Annotated in this window: 23 protein-coding genes; all 23 read right to left on the reverse strand. The window is 38.5% G+C overall.

Annotation, left to right across the window (positions count from 1 at the left end; genetic code table 11):
* Positions 1 to 21: 21 nt before the first annotated feature.
* A complete protein-coding gene (gene nuoK, locus ACSVDA_RS07585; protein WP_214480852.1) occupies positions 22 to 336 on the reverse strand; it encodes an NADH-quinone oxidoreductase subunit NuoK in 315 nt (104 codons plus the stop codon).
* Positions 333 to 848 carry an NADH-quinone oxidoreductase subunit J gene (locus tag ACSVDA_RS07590; protein ID WP_320207427.1) on the reverse strand — a complete coding sequence of 172 codons (516 nt, stop codon included), beginning with the start codon at positions 846 to 848 and terminating at the stop codon, positions 333 to 335. Before ACSVDA_RS07590 ends, nuoK begins: the two co-directional genes overlap by 4 nt.
* On the reverse strand, positions 845 to 1,264 hold the full coding sequence (gene nuoI / locus ACSVDA_RS07595) for an NADH-quinone oxidoreductase subunit NuoI (protein WP_214480854.1): 420 nt from the start codon (positions 1,262 to 1,264) through the stop codon (positions 845 to 847). The genes ACSVDA_RS07590 and nuoI overlap by 4 nt, the downstream gene beginning before the upstream one ends.
* A gap of 50 nt (positions 1,265 to 1,314) precedes the next feature.
* Positions 1,315 to 2,322: an NADH-quinone oxidoreductase subunit NuoH gene (nuoH, locus tag ACSVDA_RS07600; protein WP_485882141.1), complete on the reverse strand. Its 1,008-nt coding sequence runs from the start codon at positions 2,320 to 2,322 to the stop codon at positions 1,315 to 1,317.
* The gene (locus tag ACSVDA_RS07605) at positions 2,322 to 3,422 is read right to left on the reverse strand and encodes an NADH-quinone oxidoreductase subunit D (RefSeq protein WP_485882142.1); all 1,101 of its coding nucleotides are present in this window, start codon (positions 3,420 to 3,422) and stop codon (positions 2,322 to 2,324) included. The genes nuoH and ACSVDA_RS07605 overlap by 1 nt, the downstream gene beginning before the upstream one ends.
* A gap of 3 nt (positions 3,423 to 3,425) precedes the next feature.
* The gene (locus ACSVDA_RS07610) at positions 3,426 to 4,622 is read right to left on the reverse strand and encodes an NADH-quinone oxidoreductase subunit C (RefSeq protein ID WP_485882144.1); all 1,197 of its coding nucleotides are present in this window, start codon (positions 4,620 to 4,622) and stop codon (positions 3,426 to 3,428) included.
* Positions 4,623 to 4,625: 3 nt separating this feature from the next.
* A complete protein-coding gene (locus ACSVDA_RS07615; protein ID WP_320207423.1) occupies positions 4,626 to 5,138 on the reverse strand; it encodes a NuoB/complex I 20 kDa subunit family protein in 513 nt (170 codons plus the stop codon).
* Positions 5,129 to 5,503 (reverse strand): NADH-quinone oxidoreductase subunit A, encoded by a 375-nt coding sequence (locus tag ACSVDA_RS07620; protein WP_320207422.1) that lies wholly within the window; start codon positions 5,501 to 5,503, stop codon positions 5,129 to 5,131. The genes ACSVDA_RS07615 and ACSVDA_RS07620 overlap by 10 nt, the downstream gene beginning before the upstream one ends.
* Positions 5,504 to 5,708: 205 nt before the next feature.
* Positions 5,709 to 6,113 (reverse strand): F0F1 ATP synthase subunit epsilon, encoded by a 405-nt coding sequence (locus tag ACSVDA_RS07625; protein WP_320207421.1) that lies wholly within the window; start codon positions 6,111 to 6,113, stop codon positions 5,709 to 5,711.
* 25 nt (positions 6,114 to 6,138) lie between these two features.
* On the reverse strand, positions 6,139 to 7,560 hold the full coding sequence (gene atpD, locus ACSVDA_RS07630) for a F0F1 ATP synthase subunit beta (RefSeq protein ID WP_485882147.1): 1,422 nt from the start codon (positions 7,558 to 7,560) through the stop codon (positions 6,139 to 6,141).
* Positions 7,561 to 7,602: 42 nt separating this feature from the next.
* The gene (gene atpG / locus ACSVDA_RS07635) at positions 7,603 to 8,460 is read right to left on the reverse strand and encodes an ATP synthase F1 subunit gamma (protein WP_485882149.1); all 858 of its coding nucleotides are present in this window, start codon (positions 8,458 to 8,460) and stop codon (positions 7,603 to 7,605) included.
* 103 nt (positions 8,461 to 8,563) lie between these two features.
* Positions 8,564 to 10,072, reverse strand: coding sequence for a F0F1 ATP synthase subunit alpha (gene atpA, locus ACSVDA_RS07640; protein ID WP_485882151.1), 1,509 nt, complete (start codon positions 10,070 to 10,072; stop codon positions 8,564 to 8,566).
* Positions 10,073 to 10,087: 15 nt separating this feature from the next.
* A complete protein-coding gene (locus ACSVDA_RS07645) occupies positions 10,088 to 10,633 on the reverse strand; it encodes a F0F1 ATP synthase subunit delta (protein WP_320207417.1) in 546 nt (181 codons plus the stop codon).
* The gene (gene atpF, locus ACSVDA_RS07650; protein WP_485882260.1) at positions 10,630 to 11,160 is read right to left on the reverse strand and encodes a F0F1 ATP synthase subunit B; all 531 of its coding nucleotides are present in this window, start codon (positions 11,158 to 11,160) and stop codon (positions 10,630 to 10,632) included. Before atpF ends, ACSVDA_RS07645 begins: the two co-directional genes overlap by 4 nt.
* 183 nt (positions 11,161 to 11,343) lie before the next feature.
* Positions 11,344 to 11,568, reverse strand: a complete 225-nt coding sequence (gene atpE, locus ACSVDA_RS07655) for a F0F1 ATP synthase subunit C (RefSeq protein WP_214480865.1) — start codon at positions 11,566 to 11,568, stop codon at positions 11,344 to 11,346.
* A gap of 88 nt (positions 11,569 to 11,656) precedes the next feature.
* Positions 11,657 to 12,391: a F0F1 ATP synthase subunit A gene (gene atpB, locus ACSVDA_RS07660; protein ID WP_485882154.1), complete on the reverse strand. Its 735-nt coding sequence runs from the start codon at positions 12,389 to 12,391 to the stop codon at positions 11,657 to 11,659.
* 7 nt (positions 12,392 to 12,398) lie between these two features.
* Positions 12,399 to 12,779: an ATP synthase subunit I gene (locus ACSVDA_RS07665; RefSeq protein WP_485882156.1), complete on the reverse strand. Its 381-nt coding sequence runs from the start codon at positions 12,777 to 12,779 to the stop codon at positions 12,399 to 12,401.
* A gap of 2 nt (positions 12,780 to 12,781) precedes the next feature.
* Positions 12,782 to 13,006, reverse strand: a complete 225-nt coding sequence (locus tag ACSVDA_RS07670; protein WP_485882158.1) for an AtpZ/AtpI family protein — start codon at positions 13,004 to 13,006, stop codon at positions 12,782 to 12,784.
* Between the two features lie 194 nt (positions 13,007 to 13,200).
* A complete protein-coding gene (locus ACSVDA_RS07675) occupies positions 13,201 to 15,471 on the reverse strand; it encodes a S8 family serine peptidase (RefSeq protein WP_485882160.1) in 2,271 nt (756 codons plus the stop codon).
* Between the two features lie 58 nt (positions 15,472 to 15,529).
* Complete coding sequence (locus ACSVDA_RS07680; protein ID WP_485882162.1) at positions 15,530 to 15,676, reverse strand: hypothetical protein; 147 nt, start codon at positions 15,674 to 15,676, stop codon at positions 15,530 to 15,532.
* Between the two features lie 143 nt (positions 15,677 to 15,819).
* A complete protein-coding gene (wecB, locus tag ACSVDA_RS07685; RefSeq protein ID WP_485882163.1) occupies positions 15,820 to 16,965 on the reverse strand; it encodes a non-hydrolyzing UDP-N-acetylglucosamine 2-epimerase in 1,146 nt (381 codons plus the stop codon).
* A gap of 184 nt (positions 16,966 to 17,149) precedes the next feature.
* Positions 17,150 to 17,779, reverse strand: a complete 630-nt coding sequence (gene upp, locus ACSVDA_RS07690) for a uracil phosphoribosyltransferase (RefSeq protein WP_320207411.1) — start codon at positions 17,777 to 17,779, stop codon at positions 17,150 to 17,152.
* Between the two features lie 316 nt (positions 17,780 to 18,095).
* On the reverse strand, positions 18,096 to 19,337 hold the full coding sequence (locus ACSVDA_RS07695; RefSeq protein ID WP_485882165.1) for a serine hydroxymethyltransferase: 1,242 nt from the start codon (positions 19,335 to 19,337) through the stop codon (positions 18,096 to 18,098).
* Positions 19,338 to 19,413: the final 76 nt, after the last annotated feature.

A 19,413-nucleotide genomic window follows, 5' to 3' on the forward strand; every position in this document is an offset into this window, starting at 1 on the left:
TCAGTGAAGATAAACTGTCCATTAATGCTTCATCGAATCCATTTCGTCAATGTTAACTGTCTTTCGATTACGATATAGCGCCATCAATATAGCTAAACCAACCGCCGCTTCTGCTGCAGCAATAGTTATCGTAAAAAGGGAAAAGATTTGACCAGTAATATTTGGATTGACTCCAAATTTACTAAATGCTACTAAATTTATATTTACAGCATTGAGCATTAGCTCAATCGAAATGAGCACAATGACCATGTTTTTTTTCGTCAGCGCACCATACAAGCCTAAGCAGAATAAAAACAACGCTAATAATAAATAACCAGCTAAAGGAGTTGAACTCATTTATTGTCCGCCTCCTCATCATCTTTTTTTGCTAAAATAATAGCCCCAATGAGTGCTACAAGCAAAAGGACAGACATTAATTCAAACGGTATAACAAATTTAGAATAAAGGGCTATACCTATCTGCTTTGTGTTTTCTACGTGTAACGTAGTCGCTTGTTGACCGAAATCAAGATTAACAATTCCTAGCATGACTACGATTCCAAAAGCTATGACACCCAATAAGGTAAGAAGCTTACGCAGCATGCTTGCCTTAGAGTCACCCGTTTCATCATTATGACGTGTCAGCATAATACCAAACAGCATAATAATCGTAATTGCACCAGAGTATATTAATATTTGAACAGCCGCTACAAATTCTGCAGACAACAGGACATAAACACCAGCAATACTAATAAACGTAAACACAAGTGAAATGACCATGTGTACTACCTTTGTTAGAGACAACATGAGGATACTGCCAATTATAGCGATTAGTGAAAGTACTATTAGTGCTATAAATTCACCGCTCATGCTTTATTCTCCTTTCGAATGTTTTGGTCATTCTCATCTAACCATTCTAGATTTTTAAATAGCTCATCACGACTGTACTCAGCAAGCTCAAAGTTGTTGGTCATGACTATTGCTTCAGTCGGACAAACTTCCGTGCATAAATCACATAAAATACAAATTTCAAAATTAATATCATAAGTATCGATGATTTTCCCTTTTTTATTTGGATCAGGATGCTTCTTACCAGTCAGCCTAATGCAATCTGTCGGGCATATATTTGCACACTGGTTACAAACGATACATTTTTCAGGATAGAATTTTTGTATTCCTCGAAAACGATCAGGAAGTGGTAATGATTCATTCGGATAATCATACGTAACCTTCTTCTTCGTTACACTATTTAGGGTATATTTTAATCCTTTTGCTAAACCTAGCATGTACCCAACCCCTTATTTTTTAATGACATATTACTAATGAGGATGTTCCTCTAAAAATAGTTAATAATTTCCTTAATTACAGCTGTAATAAATATATTTGCAAGAGCAACAGGTAGTAACACCTTCCAACCAAATTCCATTAGATGGTCTGCTCGTACACGTGGAAATGCAACACGGAACCAAATGAGTAAAAACACTACGAAGCTAAACTTTAAAGCAAACCAAACCGCTCCAGGAATAAAATCAAGGAACATGATCGGATGCCATCCACCTAAAAATAATACAGTTATAAGTGAAGCCATCGCAAAAAAGTAAACATATTCAGCTAGCATGAAAAATGCCCAGCGAAACCCTGAATACTCGACGTGGTAACCTGCAATAATTTCCGACTCTGCCTCTGGCAAATCAAATGGTACACGATTTAACTCTGCAACAGCAGCAATTAAAAAGACGACAAAACCAATTGGTTGCCTAAATATATTCCACCAAGTTTCTTGACCTTGAACGATATCATTTAAATTTAAGCTTCCTGTTAAGAAGATGACCCCTAATACTGACATCACAAGTGGAATCTCGTAAGAAATCATCTGTGCAGCGGCACGCATACTACCTAATAATGCATATTTGTTGTTTGATGCCCAACCACCAGTCACAACCCCAATTGTCGTTAAGCCAGATATAGCAATGTAATACAATAATCCAACACCAATATCTGCAAATTGGAATGCGTCCGTGAATGGCATCGTTGCCAACACCATAAATGCAGGAGCAAAAGCAATAATTGGAGCAATTAAAAATAGTGGTCTATCAGCATTCTTCGTTACGACATCTTCTTTTAATAACAGTTTAAGAACATCTGCAACAGTTTGTAGTAAGCCCCAACGGCCCCCTACTTGGTTTGGGCCTATACGTCCCTGCATAAATCCCATTACTTTCCTCTCTGCTAAGATGCCATATGTAACAAATCCTAGTACTACAAATAAAAATAGCGTACCTAATCCTAAAAAAATGGCCAGGTTTCCGACAGTTGGTGAGGAATGCAATAAGTCTTGCATCATTACCCATCTACCTCCCCAAGAACAATATCAACTGCTCCTAAAATAACAATTAAATTCGCCATATTTTCCCCTTTTAATAATTTTGAGAGGATTTGCAAATTATAAAATGACGGACGACGGAATTTTAAACGATACGGCTCCTTCTTACCGTCACTTGCAATGTAACAGCCTATTTCTCCACGAGGTGATTCGATGCGTACATACGCTTCACCTTTGGGAGCTTTAATAATCCTAGGTACTTTCGCCAATATTGGACCTTCATTTGGAAACTGTTCACAAGCTTGTTCGATTATTTTTAATGACTCTTCAATTTCTTCTAAGCGACAAAAATAACGTGCTAATGCATCGCCTTCTTCTCGAACAGGTACATCAAAATCAAACCTATCATAGATTGAATATGGCTCATCTTTTCGTAGGTCCCATTTAACGCCCGTACAGCGTAAGTTTACTCCGCTTAACGAATATGCAAGTGCATCTTCCTTCGTATAAGTTCCTACACCTTTTACACGACTCATAAAGATCTCGTTTCCTGTGACGAGGTCATGGTACCCTTTAAGCTGTTCGCGCATGTATGGAACAAACTCTTCTACCTTTTGAATCCAACCTTCTGGTGCGTCCCACTTGACACCGCCTACCCTCATATAATTAAAGGTAAGTCTAGCACCTGAAAGTTCGTTTAGCAGATTAATAATCATTTCACGTTCTCTAAATGCATAAAGAAACGGACTGACTGCACCGATATCTAGTAAATATGTTCCCCACCAGACGAGATGACTAGAGATACGTCCAAGCTCCATCGCCAATACTCGTAAGTATTCAGCTCGTTCAGGTACTTCAAGCCCCATCATTGTTTCAACTGAATGACAAAGGACGTAATTATTCGTCATTGCTGATAAATAATCCATTCTATCAGTAAATGGGATGATTTGTGTATATTGTAAGTCCTCTGCTAGTTTTTCTGTTCCACGGTGAAGATAACCAATTACTGGTGTCGCTTCCGTTATGATTTCACCATCTATTTTGACCACAAGCCGAAATACACCATGTGTACTTGGATGCTGCGGTCCAACGTTAAGGAGCATTTCTTCTGTTCGAATCATCAGTTAAACCTCCACATCATACGGTTCGTAGTCTTTTCTAAGCGGGTATCCAACCCAATCCTCTGCAAGTAAAAGGCGCGCTAAGTTAGGATGACCTTTAAAGTTGATGCCTAATAAGTCATAAGCTTCCCGTTCAGGCCAATTCGCTCCTTCCCATAATGGTTGCAACGAATCAATAATTGGTTCTTCACGATCTATTTTGACCTTTAAGGCAACAGTTTGCCGATTAATATATGAGTATAAATGCACATATACTTCCATATGTGAAACAAAATCTGTTCCGTGTATATTCGATAAATAGTCAAAGCTTAACTGTTCATTATATTTTAGAAATTCTGCTATTTTAAAATATGATTCAGGTGTTGCTACTAGTGTTGGAACGTCTTTTGAAACCTCATTAATATACGAGTCTGACAAAACTTCCTTTCCTAGATGCTCTTCAATTACTTTTACATATTTATCGAGGTAAGGTTGGTTTTGAGATGGTTTTTTCTCTACTGTTTGGTCTGACTCTGTTGCACCATTTGCTTTTGCTTTTGCTGCAGCGGCGGCTTTCGCTTTTGCCTTTGCTGCTGCAATCGCTTTCGCTTTTGCGGCGGCAGCATCATCATTTTCAACTTTCTCATTCCCACTATCTCTCTGTTGCTTTGCTAAAGCGGTTGCTTTTGCCTTTGCTGCGGCTGCGGCTTTTGCTTTTGCTGCTGCGGCTGCCTTTGCTTTCGCTTCATCACCTTCAGGAGCTTTTTCGGTTTTTTCTTTTGCTTTTTGTTTAGCTAACGCAGCGGCTTTCGCTTTTGCTGCTGCGGCAGCTTTTGCTTTCGCTTCATCATCTTCAGGAGCTCTTTCGTTCTTTTCTTTTGCTTTTTGCTTGGCTAACGCAGCGGCTTTTGCTTTTGCTGCTGCGGCTGCCTTTTGCTTCTCAAGGTCTGTTACATCATTAGAACTACTTGTAACCGCTTCCTTTTGTGCTGATTTTTCGCCCTCATTTTTTTGCTTTGCCATCTCTTTTTGTTTGGCTAATGCAGCTGCTTTTGCCTTCGCTGCTGCGGCTGCTTTTGCTTTAGCTACATCAATATTTGAATCACTTTCATTTTCTTTAAGACTAGCATCGTTAGCTTTCTTCTCTGCTAGTTTTTTTAATGCTAGCTCTTTAGCTTTTTTTGCAGCTTCCTTCTTTTGTTGATCAAGATCTTTGCTCATTTGCTACATCACCTTCTTTCCTGTCTTAGCTTCGTAGCGAATTTTTTCCTTTAATTTATTTATTCCATAAATAAGTGCTGCTGGATTTGGCGGACACCCAGGAATGTATACATCGACAGGTACAATTTGGTCGACCCCTTTGACAACTGCATAAGACTTAACATATGGTCCTCCCGCTGTTGCACAAGACCCCATTGCTATTACCCACTTAGGTTCAGACATTTGATCGTATAATCTCTTAACGATTGGCGCCATTTTTTTTGTAACTGTCCCCGAAACAATCATGACATCAGATTGTCGTGGAGAGGTACGAAAAAAAGAGCCAAAACGGTCTAAGTCATAATGTGATGATCCAACACCCATCATTTCGATACCACAACAAGCGAGTCCCATCGTTAATGGCCATAAAGAATTACTTCTCGCCCAACCCTTCAATTGTTCAAGTGTTGTAAAAAATATATTGCGTTTTAATTCTTCCATTTCTTCTGCTGAAATGTTTTCTATGTTTAAATCCATTTTAACACCTTCTTCTTCCATGCATATATTAACCCGATTAATAACATAACGACAAAAATAAGCATTTCAATTAATGCGAAAATACCGAGTTTGTCATATGCAACTGCCCATGGGTATAAGAAAACTGTTTCAACATCAAAAATTACAAACATTAAGCCAAAAATATAATACCTTACGTTAAACTGCACACGTGAATCATGGAATGGTTCAATACCGCTTTCGTAAGTCTTTTGCTTTTCACTGTTCGGTGCATGCGGTCGTAAAAACCGTCCTGCTGTTAATGCAACTACAGGTAACAAGACTCCTAGACATAGAAAAACGAATACGATTAAATAATTGTTGATGTATAAGTTAAATTGCTCCATGTTCCCCCTCCGTTTGTCGTGCCTTGTAATGAAAAAATATTTTATTTAACCGTTAACATTATAGCAAATACCAATATTTGTGTCGATAAAGCATGGACGAAATATTGAATTTTCCATCAGCAACATTACTTAATTTTCAACCTTTCGTCAATGACAAAAATCACAAATAAAAAGGCTTTCTGTATGATACAGAAAGCCTTTTTAATTAAAAGTGTTTATTCGTAACGTTCAAACGATTAATCGCACGTTGAAGAGACATCTCAGCTCGTCTAAAGTCAACATCTGATTTTTGAGCTCTTAGACGTTGTTCAGCTCTTTCTTTTGCTGCTTTCGCACGTAACACATCAATATCAGATGCAACTTCCGCAGCTTGTGCAAGTATCGTTACTTTTTCAGGTCTAACTTCTAGAAAGCCTCCACTAACAGCCACAAGTTCAGTGTCGGTTCCCTTTTTTAGACGAACTACCCCAATTTGTAATGGAGCAACCATCGGAATATGACCAGGTAAAATACCAAGCTCTCCACTTTGAGCCTTTGCAATTACCATCTCCACATCTTCTTCTAAAACCGGGCCATCGGGAGTAACTACATGGACTTTAACCACTTTCATTTTATACCCTCCTAGGTCCCAATAATTATACTTCTACGCCCATTTCTTTCGCTTTTTCAACTACTTCTTCAATACGTCCTACTAAGCGGAACGCATCTTCAGGAAGGTTATCGTACTTTCCTTCAAGGATCTCTTTAAATCCACGAACTGTTTCTTTAACCTGAACGTAAGAACCAGCTTGACCTGTAAATTGCTCAGCCACGTGGAAGTTTTGAGATAAGAAGAATTGAATACGGCGAGCACGATGAACGATTAATTTGTCTTCATCAGAAAGCTCATCCATTCCAAGGATCGCAATGATATCTTGTAATTCTTTATAACGCTGTAGCGTTGACTGTACTTGACGAGCAACTTCGTAGTGCTCTTCTCCAACAATTTCAGGTGCTAATGCACGTGAAGTTGATGCAAGTGGGTCAACCGCAGGGTAAATACCCATTTCTGAAAGTTTACGCTCAAGGTTTGTCGTTGCGTCTAAGTGAGCAAACGTCGTTGCTGGAGCTGGATCAGTATAGTCATCGGCAGGAACGTAAATTGCTTGGATCGAAGTTACAGAACCTACGCTTGTTGATGTAATACGCTCTTGAAGCTGACCCATTTCTGTTGCTAATGTTGGCTGATAACCAACGGCAGAAGGCATACGTCCAAGTAATGCTGATACCTCAGAACCTGCTTGAGTAAAGCGGAAGATGTTATCCATAAAGAATAACACGTCTTGTCCTTGGTCATCACGGAAATATTCAGCCATTGTTAAGCCTGTTAATGCAACACGCATACGTGCACCAGGAGGCTCATTCATCTGACCGAAAACCATTGCTGTTTTCTTAATAACGCCTGAATCAGTCATTTCATGGTATAAATCGTTTCCTTCACGTGTACGCTCACCTACACCAGCGAATACTGAAATACCACCATGTTCTTGTGCGATATTATTGATTAATTCCTGAATTAAAACGGTTTTACCAACACCCGCTCCACCAAATAGGCCGATTTTTCCACCTTTAATGTACGGTGCTAATAAGTCAACTACTTTAATTCCCGTTTCTAAAATTTCTACTTCTGTAGAAAGCTTTTCAAAAGACGGTGCTTGTCTGTGAATCGCATCACGACGTGCATCTTGTGGGATTGCTTCATCTAAATCAATGTTTTCACCTAGAACGTTAAATACACGCCCTAATGTAACATCACCAACAGGTACAGAAATTGCTGCTTCAGTATCAATTGCTTCTAATCCACGTACAAGTCCATCTGTAGATGACATTGCAATCGTACGTACAGAATCGTCTCCAAGGTGAAGAGCAACTTCTAATGTTAAGTTAATATCAACTTCATTTTCATTACGCGCTTTATGCTCAATTTTAAGGGCATTATAAATTTCAGGAAGATGGCCGTTATCAAATTTCACATCAACAACCGGTCCCATTACTGAAAGAATGCGTCCTTTATTCATCGTTTTCCCTCCTAACTTGCTTGTGAAAATCTATGATCTTTCCTATTCAAGTGCAGATGCACCAGCAACAATCTCAGTAATTTCTTGAGTAATTGCAGCTTGACGCGCACGGTTGAATGATAGAGTAAGACCTTTAATAAGCTCGTTTGCATTATCCGTAGCATTTTTCATCGCAGTCATACGAGCTGCATGTTCCGCTGCCTTACCATCTAATAAGGCACCATAGATGAGACTTTCAGCATATTGAGGAAGCAACACTTCTAAAATATCTTCTTGAGAAGGTTCAAATTCATAAGAAGAAAGCTTGCTCTCAGCTGCTATATCCGTTAATGGTAGTAGTTTCTTTTCTGTTACTTCGTGCTGGATTACACTAATAAAGTGATTATAGTACAAATACATCTCATCAAACGTACCATCTACAAAAGATTCAATTGTTTGACTAGCAATATCTTTAATTTCTGTAAAAGAAGGTTGATCTGCTAGGCCAACAATATGGGAATTTACCGGTATACCTCTCTTTAAAAAGAAATCACGACCGATACGACCAAGTGCAATGACAGCATACTCTTCAGTAGAGCTATGACGTTCTTGAATTTTTTGATATACAGAACGTAAGACATTACTATTATATGCACCTGCAAGACCACGATCAGAAGTAATGACAATATAGCCAGTCTTTTTCACAGGTCGGCTCATTAACATCGGATGGCTAACACCGGTACTACCTAATGCGATACTAGCTACAACCTCTTGAATTTTTTCCATGTATGGTACAAACGATTTCGCATTATTTTCAGCCCTATTTAATTTCGAAGCTGAAACCATCTCCATCGCTTTCGTAATTTGACTCGTTTTCTTCGTTGAGGTAATTCTCGTTTTTATATCACGTAAGGATGCCAAAGGTTCTCACCACCTTTTTAAGGTTGTTCAAAATAAGAATAAATTTTGTATAAATAGCGGCGATCGTTGTTTACAAATGTAAGACCTCGCCGCTTAGCATCAATTATTCAGAAACAGCAAACGTCTTCTTGAAATCTTCAATAGCTGCATCAAAGTCAGCCTCTTCAGGAAGGTTTCCTGTTGAACGAATATGCTCAAATAACTCATTACGATTATGTTCAATCCAAGAGAAATATTCCTCTTCGAAGCGTGAAATATCTGCTACTGGAATATCATCTAAGAATCCACGAGTTAATGCATATAGAATAGCTACTTGTTTTTCTACTTTTAGAGGTTTATGCAAACCTTGTTTTAATACTTCAACAGTACGTGCACCACGATTAAGCTTCGCTTGTGTTGCCTGATCAAGATCAGATCCGAATTGAGCGAAGGCTTCAAGCTCACGGTAAGACGCTAAGTCTAAGCGTAATGTACCTGATACTTTCCTCATCGCTTTCACCTGTGCAGAACCACCAACACGAGAAACTGATAAACCAGCATTCACGGCAGGTCGTACACCAGAGAAGAATAGATCAGATTGCAAGAATATTTGCCCATCTGTAATCGAGATTACGTTTGTAGGGATGTATGCTGATACGTCACCTGCTTGCGTCTCAATGAACGGAAGGGCTGTAATTGAGCCGCCACCTTTTGCATCACTTAATTTCGCAGCACGCTCTAATAAGCGAGAGTGTAAATAGAATACGTCACCAGGATAAGCTTCACGACCTGGAGGACGGCGAAGTAATAGTGAAAGCTCACGATATGCAGAGGCTTGCTTCGTTAAATCATCATAAATAACGAGCACGTGCTTACCGTTGTACATAAACTCCTCACCCATCGTTACTCCTGCATATGGCGCTAGGAATAATAAAGGTGCAGGTTGAGATGCAGATGCAGTAACAACGATTGTGTAATCTAATGCACCGTGCTTTCTTAATGTTTCAACAACACCACGTACAGTAGATTCTTTTTGCCCGATAGCTACATAAATACAAATCATATCTTGATCTTGTTGGTTAAGAATTGTATCAATCGCAACTGCTGTTTTACCTGTTTGACGGTCTCCGATAATCAATTCACGTTGACCACGTCCAATTGGAATAAGTGAGTCGATTGCTTTAATTCCTGTTTGTAAAGGTTCATGAACGGATTTACGATCCATTACCCCTGGAGCTGGGCTTTCAATAGGACGAGTTTTGTTTGATTCAATTGGTCCTAAACCATCGACAGGTTGACCAAGTGGATTCACGACACGACCGATTAATTCTTCTCCAACAGGAACTTCCATAATACGTCCTGTACGACGAACCTCGTCTCCTTCACGGATATCTCTGAAAGGTCCTAAAATAACGATACCTACGTTATTTTCTTCTAGATTTTGTGCCATTCCCATGACACCGTTAGAAAATTCAACAAGCTCCCCAGCCATGGCATTATCGAGGCCATGCACACGTGCGATACCGTCACCTACTTGAATAACTGTACCAACATCATTAACTTCAACTTCTGACTGATAATCTTCAATTTGTTTTTTCAACAGTGAACTAATTTCTTCAGCTTTGATGCTCATGAATTTCACCCCTATCTACGATCTATTTCCTACGAGCTGACGTTCAATACGCTCTAGCTTACTGCTAACGCTCCCGTCATATATACGATTACCGATGCGGATTTTAATGCCACCGATCAGTGTATGATCAACTATATTTTCAATATTAAGAGACTGCTTTCCAACCTTTGTCGCAAATACATTTGATAACGTATTTTTTTCTACATCCGATAAAGGCTTAACAGTAAATACCTTTGCATCTGCAACACCGCGCTCATCATTTGACAGTGATAAAAACTCATTCACTACATCAACAACGATGTTTAAGCGATGGCGTTCTACTAATAGAGAAAGCGTGTTCACCACGACTGAAGAAGCAGATTTGAAAGCCTCTTGTAGCGACGCCTTCTTCTTAGCAACAGATACCTTAGGGTGATGCAGAACAGAAAGAAACTGCTCATTGTCTGTAAACACTTGTTTTACGACGCGAAGTTCCTCACCAATCTCATCAAGGATATTCTGTTCCTTTGCTAATTGGAAAAGAGCCAGCGCATATCGTTTTGCTACGATTTCTTTGCTCATCGCCCTTCTCCTACTTCTTGAATGTAATCATTTATAAGTTTTTCTTGATCTTGTTCATTTAGTTCTTTTTCAATCACTTTCGATGCAATAAGAACTGATAACGATGCTACTTGTTCACGTAATGCAGCAATAGCTTGTTCTTTTTCTTGCTCGATTGCTTGAGTTGCAGACTCTTTTACACGCTCAGCTTCGATGCGGGCAGCATTAACGATATCGTTTTTCTGCTCATCACCAATTTTCTTCGCACCTTCAATAAGTTCCTGTGCTTCTTTACGTGCATCTTTTAATAGCTGACGTTGCTCTTCAAGAAGCTTCTGCGCTTCTTTGCTGCTTTGTTCAGCAGTCGTAATTTCATTTGCGATATGGTCTTCACGTTGTTTCATAATACCCATTAGTGGACCCCATGCAAACTTCTTCAATAGCAATAATAGAATAAGGAAGATGACTAATTGTGCGAGAATATCTCCACCATTAAAAAGTGGCGTCTCACCGCCTTCTGCACCAGTTCCTGCTCCTAATATCAACATGTCCAATTTGAACATATCTTCGTTCACTCCCTTCAAGAGATTTCATGAAGACGTTCAAAAACCTAATGTCTTTGAACGATTGTATGTGTAAGAAAATTAAATTTATATTATTTAAACAAAAGGAATGGCGAAGGTTCTTTGAACATGTTCTTCGCCATTACCCCACTAATCAAAGATCTACTATTATGAACCCATTACCATAAATGCGATAACAACAGCGATGATAGGAAGTGCCTCAACTAGTGCAACCCCAATGAACATTGTTGTTTGTAACATACCACGTGCTTCAGGCTGACGAGCCATTCCTTCAACTGTACGAGATACAATAAGACCGTTACCAATACCAGCACCTAGTGCTCCTAAACCAATTGCAATTGCTGCTGCTAATAAACCAACAGAACCTGTCATAATAAAAAGTCCTCCTTTAATTTGTGAAAGTAATAGTATGATTTAAAAAGATGTGTCCAAAAAATTAATTTTGAACGAGTAGATTTATTTAATGGTCATGGCTCACTTTGTGTGCCAAATAAACCATTGTTAACATTGTAAAGATAAACGCTTGAATTGCACCAACGAATATACTGAAACCTTGCCAAGCTAACATAAGCGGAATTGAAGCTATAGTTCCAATAATTCCAGAACCGATACTTTCAAGATACCCACTTGTAGCCAAACCAGCTAGTAACCCTAGAAGAATTTCACCTGCGAATATATTCCCATAAAGACGAAGACCCAATGTTAATGTGTTAGCAAACTCTTCGATAATCTTAAATGGCAACATAAAAGGAAATGGTTTGATGAAGTCTCTTCCATATTCTTTTACACCTTTCATTTTCACACCATAATAATGTGACAATCCAACAACCATTATCGCTAATGTTAGCGTAACGACTGGATCAGCAGTCGGTGATTTCCACCATAGCTCACCATTTACTTGAACCGCAAATGGTAGACCTAACATATTGGCAACAATGATGTATAGGAATAACGTTAATCCTAACGCTAAAAATCTTCCACCTGTTTGCCAATCCATCGAGCTATTTATAATTCCTTTAATAAAGTCTACTACCCACTCAATGAAGTTCTGCTTACCTGTTGGTTTCATAGATAGTGAACGAGTGCAGATGACTGCGATAATAAATACAATTGTAGCAGTAACTAGCATCATTAATACGTTACTTAAATTAAAATAAAGGCCAAAAAATTCTGCAATTGGAGCTCCATGATTCATTTATTATTCACCTCTCTTCCCCGCGATGAATGAGTTGAAAAAAATAATCTATTATAATGACGATATAGATCGTCATTAATCCCAATATTGCTGAGTATAAATGAATCTTGTCTGGATATTGTAATGCAATATACACGACAAGTGCAGCTGAAGCCATCCGGTTAAATGTTCCTAATGAACGAACTTTAGTACCTTCTTCCACCGCTTTAGTAAATCGGTTTGACCTACGAACCATGATCCATAAATTATACAAACTTATTATTGTACCAAATATCAACCCTAAAAAAACCGATTGATATGGTGTGAACCCCCAACCTAACACGTAGATTGAAAGCAGAAATAATATGTATTTTCTATAACGTATAGACAATTGCTGCAAATCTTGCATAATTAGGAATCTCCCGAAAAATAGTGGTTGATCAAGCGCACCATAGCTAATACACCAGCTGCTAGTCCAATAAGAAGACCAATAATTAAAAACAATGGTGCCGTTTCCAATTTACTATCGATCCATCTTCCAGAAAAAATGCCAAATAAAACTGAACCTACTAGTTGCGAGAGAATGGTCGACATTAGTGCCATCGCTCGTAAAGGGTGTCGTTGGTTTTGACGCATTCCGACATAAACCTCACAATAATACTTTTCAAAACGCATTAAAAAATGTCTGAAAAGTCTTGTTTTTACCCGCTTGTAAGCCTTATTTTTTACATCCTTTGTAAGCATACAATAGCACATAGTCAATGTCAATCTGTTTGTTGTGAAATGTTCACATTACATAAGCCGACAAAATGTTATATTATTAGATTACACTATTTTTCGTTGTTAGCGATGTCTTCTATTACTACCATTGTTTCAAACGAATCCTCTTTCCCCTCTTTTTTGGCAAAGACAATTGCTTTGTAAACACCTTCAGCTGGAACTTCATCAAGCGATAATGTTTTTTCAAATAAACCTCGCTCTACATCCTTTTGCCAGTCTAAATATGTAATAAAATGAAATGTATCTGGATCATACAAAGCTATAGCTAATTCTTCAGCACCACCAGGCAAATATAGCTCATATTGATATGTAGCTGGTTCGTCTCCAATTGTAAATTCAAAGCCCATCACCCTTGGATAATCCGGTTCATCTACTACAAAGAGATAAGGTAATGTAATACGTTTGTTATTTTCTCTTATGACAAATGCTCCTGTATGTAAGCCACCCTCAAACATATTTGGTGTAATATCAAATTTAACATCAACTTGCTTCTTCTCTTTAGGCTGTAATGTAAAGGACATAGGCAAACCCCATTGTAGTCCAGCCTGATGCTTTGGATATTCAAATGCATAATAAGCACGCTTTGTAGATTGATTTTCAATGGTGAGTGTCACTTTTTTCGTTAGCCGAACATCCTCTGTTTGAAATTGCCCGAAGGCAACTGAACTAGGATATACTAAAGTACTTGCTCTAATGGCTTCGGCAAGTTGAATTCTTCCAGCTCCTTGTTCATAGGGCTCATATAAACTCCCATCCTCCTTCGTTAGAATTTTAGCTGTATTCATCAAAGCTGCCTTTACTTGCTCTGGAGTCCAATCAGGATGAGCTTGTTTTATTAACGCGCATGCCCCTGCCACATGGGGAGCCGCCATACTCGTGCCTTGTAATTGTAAATAGCCATTCGGGACGGTACTATCAATCGCCACGCCTGGAGCGACAATATCAGGCTTAATACCCCAAGTATATGTTACAGGCCCTCTTGAACTAAAGTCAGCTAACACGTCCTTACTAGGTCGTTGAGATGTATACAATAGCCTCTTACCTTCTTCATGCCGTGCCTTTAGCCATATGCCATCTTGTTGTGACATTGATACTACAGGAATTGTTGGCTGCTCCTCAAGAGTTCCTAGGAAATCTCCTTCTTTATGATTATAAATAATTACGCCAACTGCACCTTCTTTTTGAGCATTCAGTGCTTTTTCTGTAAAAGTAATCTTCCCGCGCTCAATAAGAACAATTTTCCCCTTCACATCAACTAGATCTTCTTTTGTACCAAGACCGCCAAGAACAAATGAAGTCGGTTTGTTTATGTCCCAAGCATGTGAACCTTGCATAGTAGATAACTCGATCTCTTCATCGTGTAAAGCGACTTTAATAAAAGGATTATGCATTGGAGGAGTAGAAGCACCAACAGAAATCGATTTTACGGACGTACCAGGTGAGCCGACCGTCCAAATGCTAGGACCAGAATTACCACTTGACGTGACAGCAATGATGCCCTGTTCAACAGCTTTATCAAGCGCTAAACTAGTAGGCCAATCCGGCCCATTCACTGTAGTTCCTAGAGATAGATTAATAATATCTACTTGATCTTCAATCGCTTTTTCAATAGCTGCAATGACCTGATCACTCGTACCAACTCCTCCTGGACCTAATGCACGATATGCGATAATTTCTGCTTCTGGTGCGACCCCTTTCACCTTTCCATTCGCTGCAATGATTCCAGCTACGTGAGTACCATGCAGTGTGGGTAACCCTTCAGCAGCAATCGTCTCCATTGGGTCATTATCATCGTCAATAACATCAAATCCACCTCCGTAGTTTCTTTGTAAATCTGGATGTGTATAATCTACCCCTGTATCAATGACACCGACTCTCATACCCTTTCCAGTTAGTCTTACATCCTCAGGATCAAACAGCCCCCTTACTTCATGACCACCGATAAAAGGAACACTCTTTTCAAGCGTTACACGATATGTGGAAACTGAAGAAGAGTGCTTCACCCATGATTTCTGTAATAGTTTATGTATATCTTGTGACTTACCTTCTACTGCAAACCCTTTAAAGGCTATTTCATATATTTGATAAACACGTATTGAAGAAAGTGAGTTGGATAATTGCTTTTTCGCACTTTCAAAATGCTCTTCCTCAACGACAATAATAGCCTTCTCTTGTTTATTTGGAACAAATTTTGGTATAGGGGGTCGATCAGGGTAGGTTATAACTTGATTTGCTGCTTTAAACTCATCATGATGATAAGGATTCAATGATAGAAGTAAGATAAGAAGAACTACTAGGTTCATTTGCCTGATTAATCGCATAGCATCACCTCAGGCTATAGTTTTATACGAATGGAATGATTTTATGTGAGGAAACATGTTAATTTCGAGTAAAATGCGGTGTTATTGTCCAAAATTTATACTTTACTGTCGAAACTTCTGGGTTTACTGTCCAAGCAACCACTTTTACTGTCCAAACTAAAAAAGACTGACAATCATCAGTCTTTTTTAATTGCTGTTTTCGCATTCGTCCTAAGAGCCAAACACGTACACATTAGAGTTCGTGGCATCTTTTCTTCTGGACGACAATGACTAACCATATAAAACTACTTTTTTGGTGCTAATTAGATAAAAATAGCAACAATCGAAATGAGCCTTTTTTAACAATAACTATATTAAATAATCTGCTGGTCTATTAGCTAATTGTTTAAAATAATACTTTATAGCTTCCGCTATACGCTTAGATGCTTCGCCATCACCATATGGATTACTCGCTTGTGCCATCTTCTCATATTCTTCCTTATTTGTGAGAAGTTCAGTTGCTAACTGATGGATCGTATCTTCATCAGTTCCTGCTAATTTTAATGTACCTGCATCAATACCTTCAGGGCGTTCGGTTGTGTCACGAAGGACAAGGACAGGTACTCCTAAGGAAGGTGCTTCTTCTTGAACGCCACCTGAATCTGTCAAGATGAGGTGAGCTCTTGAAGCAAAATTATGAAAATCAATTACATCTAATGGTTCAATTAAGTGAATACGTGAATCATTTCCTAATACGTCATTAGCCAGCTCTCTTACAGCTGGATTTAAGTGAACAGGATATACAACTTGAACATCACCGTGTTCTTCAACAAGACGTTTCACCGCACGGAATATATTCAGCATCGGTTCGCCAACATTTTCACGACGGTGTGCTGTTAATAAAATTAGTCGATCATGACCAAGTTGATCTAAAATACGGTGTGTATACTGATCCTTCACTGTCGTTGTTAACGCATCAATCGCAGTATTCCCTGTAATAAATATTCCTTGTTCCTCTTTATTTTCATTTAAAAGGTTAGTTTGTGCTTTAGAAGTTGGAGCAAAGTGTAAATCAGCTAATACTCCCGTTAATTGCCTGTTCATTTCCTCTGGAAAGGGTGAAAACTTGTTCCAAGTACGAAGTCCAGCCTCCACGTGACCGACAACAATTTTGTTATAATACGCAGCAAGACTCGCCACAAAAGTTGTTGTCGTGTCACCGTGTACAAGTACGATATCTGGTTGTACTTTTTTCATTACATCTTCTAAGCCTTGAAGCCCTCTCGTTGTAATATCAGTTAATGTTTGACGTTCCTTCATAATATTCAAATCATAATTAGGCGTAATTCCAAAAATATGTAAAACTTGATCAAGCATTTCTCGGTGCTGAGCGGTTACAGTTACAATCGATTCGAAATGCTCGGATTGTTTTTGTAATTCTAGTACTAGCGGTGCCATTTTAATTGCTTCAGGACGAGTTCCAAAAATCGTCATCACTCTTATTCGTTTAGTCATCACAAGACGCCTCCACTAACAATGTTATCTTAGTTATACCATTTGACTACGTAAAGATTAAACGAAAAAGGTCAAATTCAATAACCCTCAAGCGTAAATACAATAGATTGAGAGGAATCAGACCCTTAACAAACCTAGAAAATCAAGTAAAGTCTGCTCTACTTGATTTTCAAAAAATATGAATTTATTTCGTTCCGAACAATCGATCACCAGCGTCACCTAAACCTGGAACAATATAGCCATGATCATTAAGTTTTTCATCTAAAGCAGCAAGATATATATCAACATCAGGATGTTCAGTTTTAACTACCTCAACACCCTCAGGAGCAGCGATTAAACACATTAATTTAATGTTTTTGGCACCACGTTTTTTTAATGAATGAATTGCTTCAACTGCTGAACCTCCAGTTGCTAACATCGGATCCACTACAATAAAGTCACGTTCAGCTACATCAGAAGGAAGCTTCACATAATATTCAACTGGTTTCAATGTTTCTGGGTCACGATACAGTCCAATATGTCCTACTTTTGCAGCAGGAATTAACTTTAAGATGCCATCTACCATTCCTAAGCCAGCTCTTAAAATAGGAATAATACCTAATTTTTTCCCTGTTAATATTTTTGAATTTGTTTTATTAACAGGTGTTTCAATAACCGCATCCTCAAGTGGAAGATCACGCGTAATTTCAAATGCCATGAGAGTCGCTACTTCATCAACTAATTCACGGAATTCTTTCGTACCTGTATGTTTATCTCGAATATATGTAAGTTTATGTTGAATGAGGGGGTGATCAAACACATATACTTTTGCCATCTTAATATCTCTCCTTTTCGTTTTCACTTCAATTGATTTTACAGAAAAACCTCCAACAGTTCAAGTTTCACTTAAGAAAAGCGCAAGCTCCTCAATCCTATCTCATTTAAGGGTGATTCATCATATTTATTCTTATAATAAAATGCTCTACAAAAATCATATCGATGAGAAAAGCATTATAAATAACATCTCTTCAAATGAGGATAGTTTTCTTTATAGGTTTCAGTCCCGATTTCAATCGAATAATTACCTAAATTTAACACTATATTACGAACAAAAAGCTAGACTTGCAAAATGCAGTCTAGCTTATGTCATATTATTTCTCTTCATATAATGGGAATTTCTTCATTAAAGTTGCTACACGTTCTTTCGCTTCTTTAAGCTTTTCTTCGTTATCATGGTTATTGAGCGTAAATGCAATGATTGCTGCCGTTTCTTTCATAGCCTCTATATCAAAGCCACGGCTTGTTACAGCAGCAGTACCTATACGAATTCCGCTAGTAACAAACGGGCTCTCAGGGTCAAATGGTATTGTATTCTTGTTCACTGTTATACCTACATCATCAAGTATTTTTTCAGCCAATTTACCTGTAATATTCAACGAACGAACATCTAGTAATACAAGGTGATTATCAGTACCATCTGAAACTAGTGTGATGCCTTCTTCTTTTAAACTCTCAGCAAGTTGCTTAGCATTAGCTATTACATTTCCTGCATACTGTTTAAAGCTGTCTTCAAGTGCTTCACCAAATGAAACTGCTTTTGCAGCAATGACATGCATAAGCGGGCCACCTTGAATACCAGGGAAAATTGATTTATCAATCTTTTTACCGTACTCTTCCTTACATAAAATCATACCACCACGTGGTCCACGTAATGTTTTATGAGTTGTCGTTGTAACAAAATCTGCAAAAGGAACTGGATTTTGGTGTAAGCCTGCAGCTACCAAGCCTGCAATATGAGCCATATCAACCATTAAATAAGCCCCTACTTCATCAGCAATTTCTCGGAAACGCTTAAAGTCTATTTCTCGTGGGTATGCACTAGCTCCAGCAACAATTAATTTAGGTTTGTGTAGTTTAGCTTTCTCTAGAACATCCTCATAATTAATACGATGAGTATCTTGATCTACACCATATTCAACGAAATTATATTGAACTCCACTAAAATTGACGGGGCTACCATGAGTTAAATGACCACCGTGGGATAAATTCATTCCTAGCACTGTATCGCCTTGTTCAAGGATCGTAAAATACACAGCCATATTCGCTTGTGCACCTGAGTGTGGTTGTACATTTGCATACTCAGCACCAAAGATTTGTTTTGCGCGGTCACGCGCAATATCCTCAACAACATCAACATGCTCACAGCCTCCGTAATAACGTCGACCAGGATAACCTTCTGCATACTTGTTTGTTAGTACAGATCCCTGTGCTTCCATTACTGCTTCACTTACAAAATTCTCAGATGCAATTAATTCAATTTTTGTGCGCTGTCTAGTCAATTCTTCAGTCATTGCTTTAAAAACGGTTTGATCTTGCTGCGATAAGTTTTTCATATAAATCCCCTCCGATGGCTTCTGCCCATATGTTTTTTCCGAAAATTAATTTCTATTATAGCACATGATTATACCC

The sequence above is a fragment of the Cytobacillus sp. Hm23 genome, from assembly GCF_051842895.1.
Classification (GTDB): domain Bacteria; phylum Bacillota; class Bacilli; order Bacillales; family SM2101; genus Nanhaiella.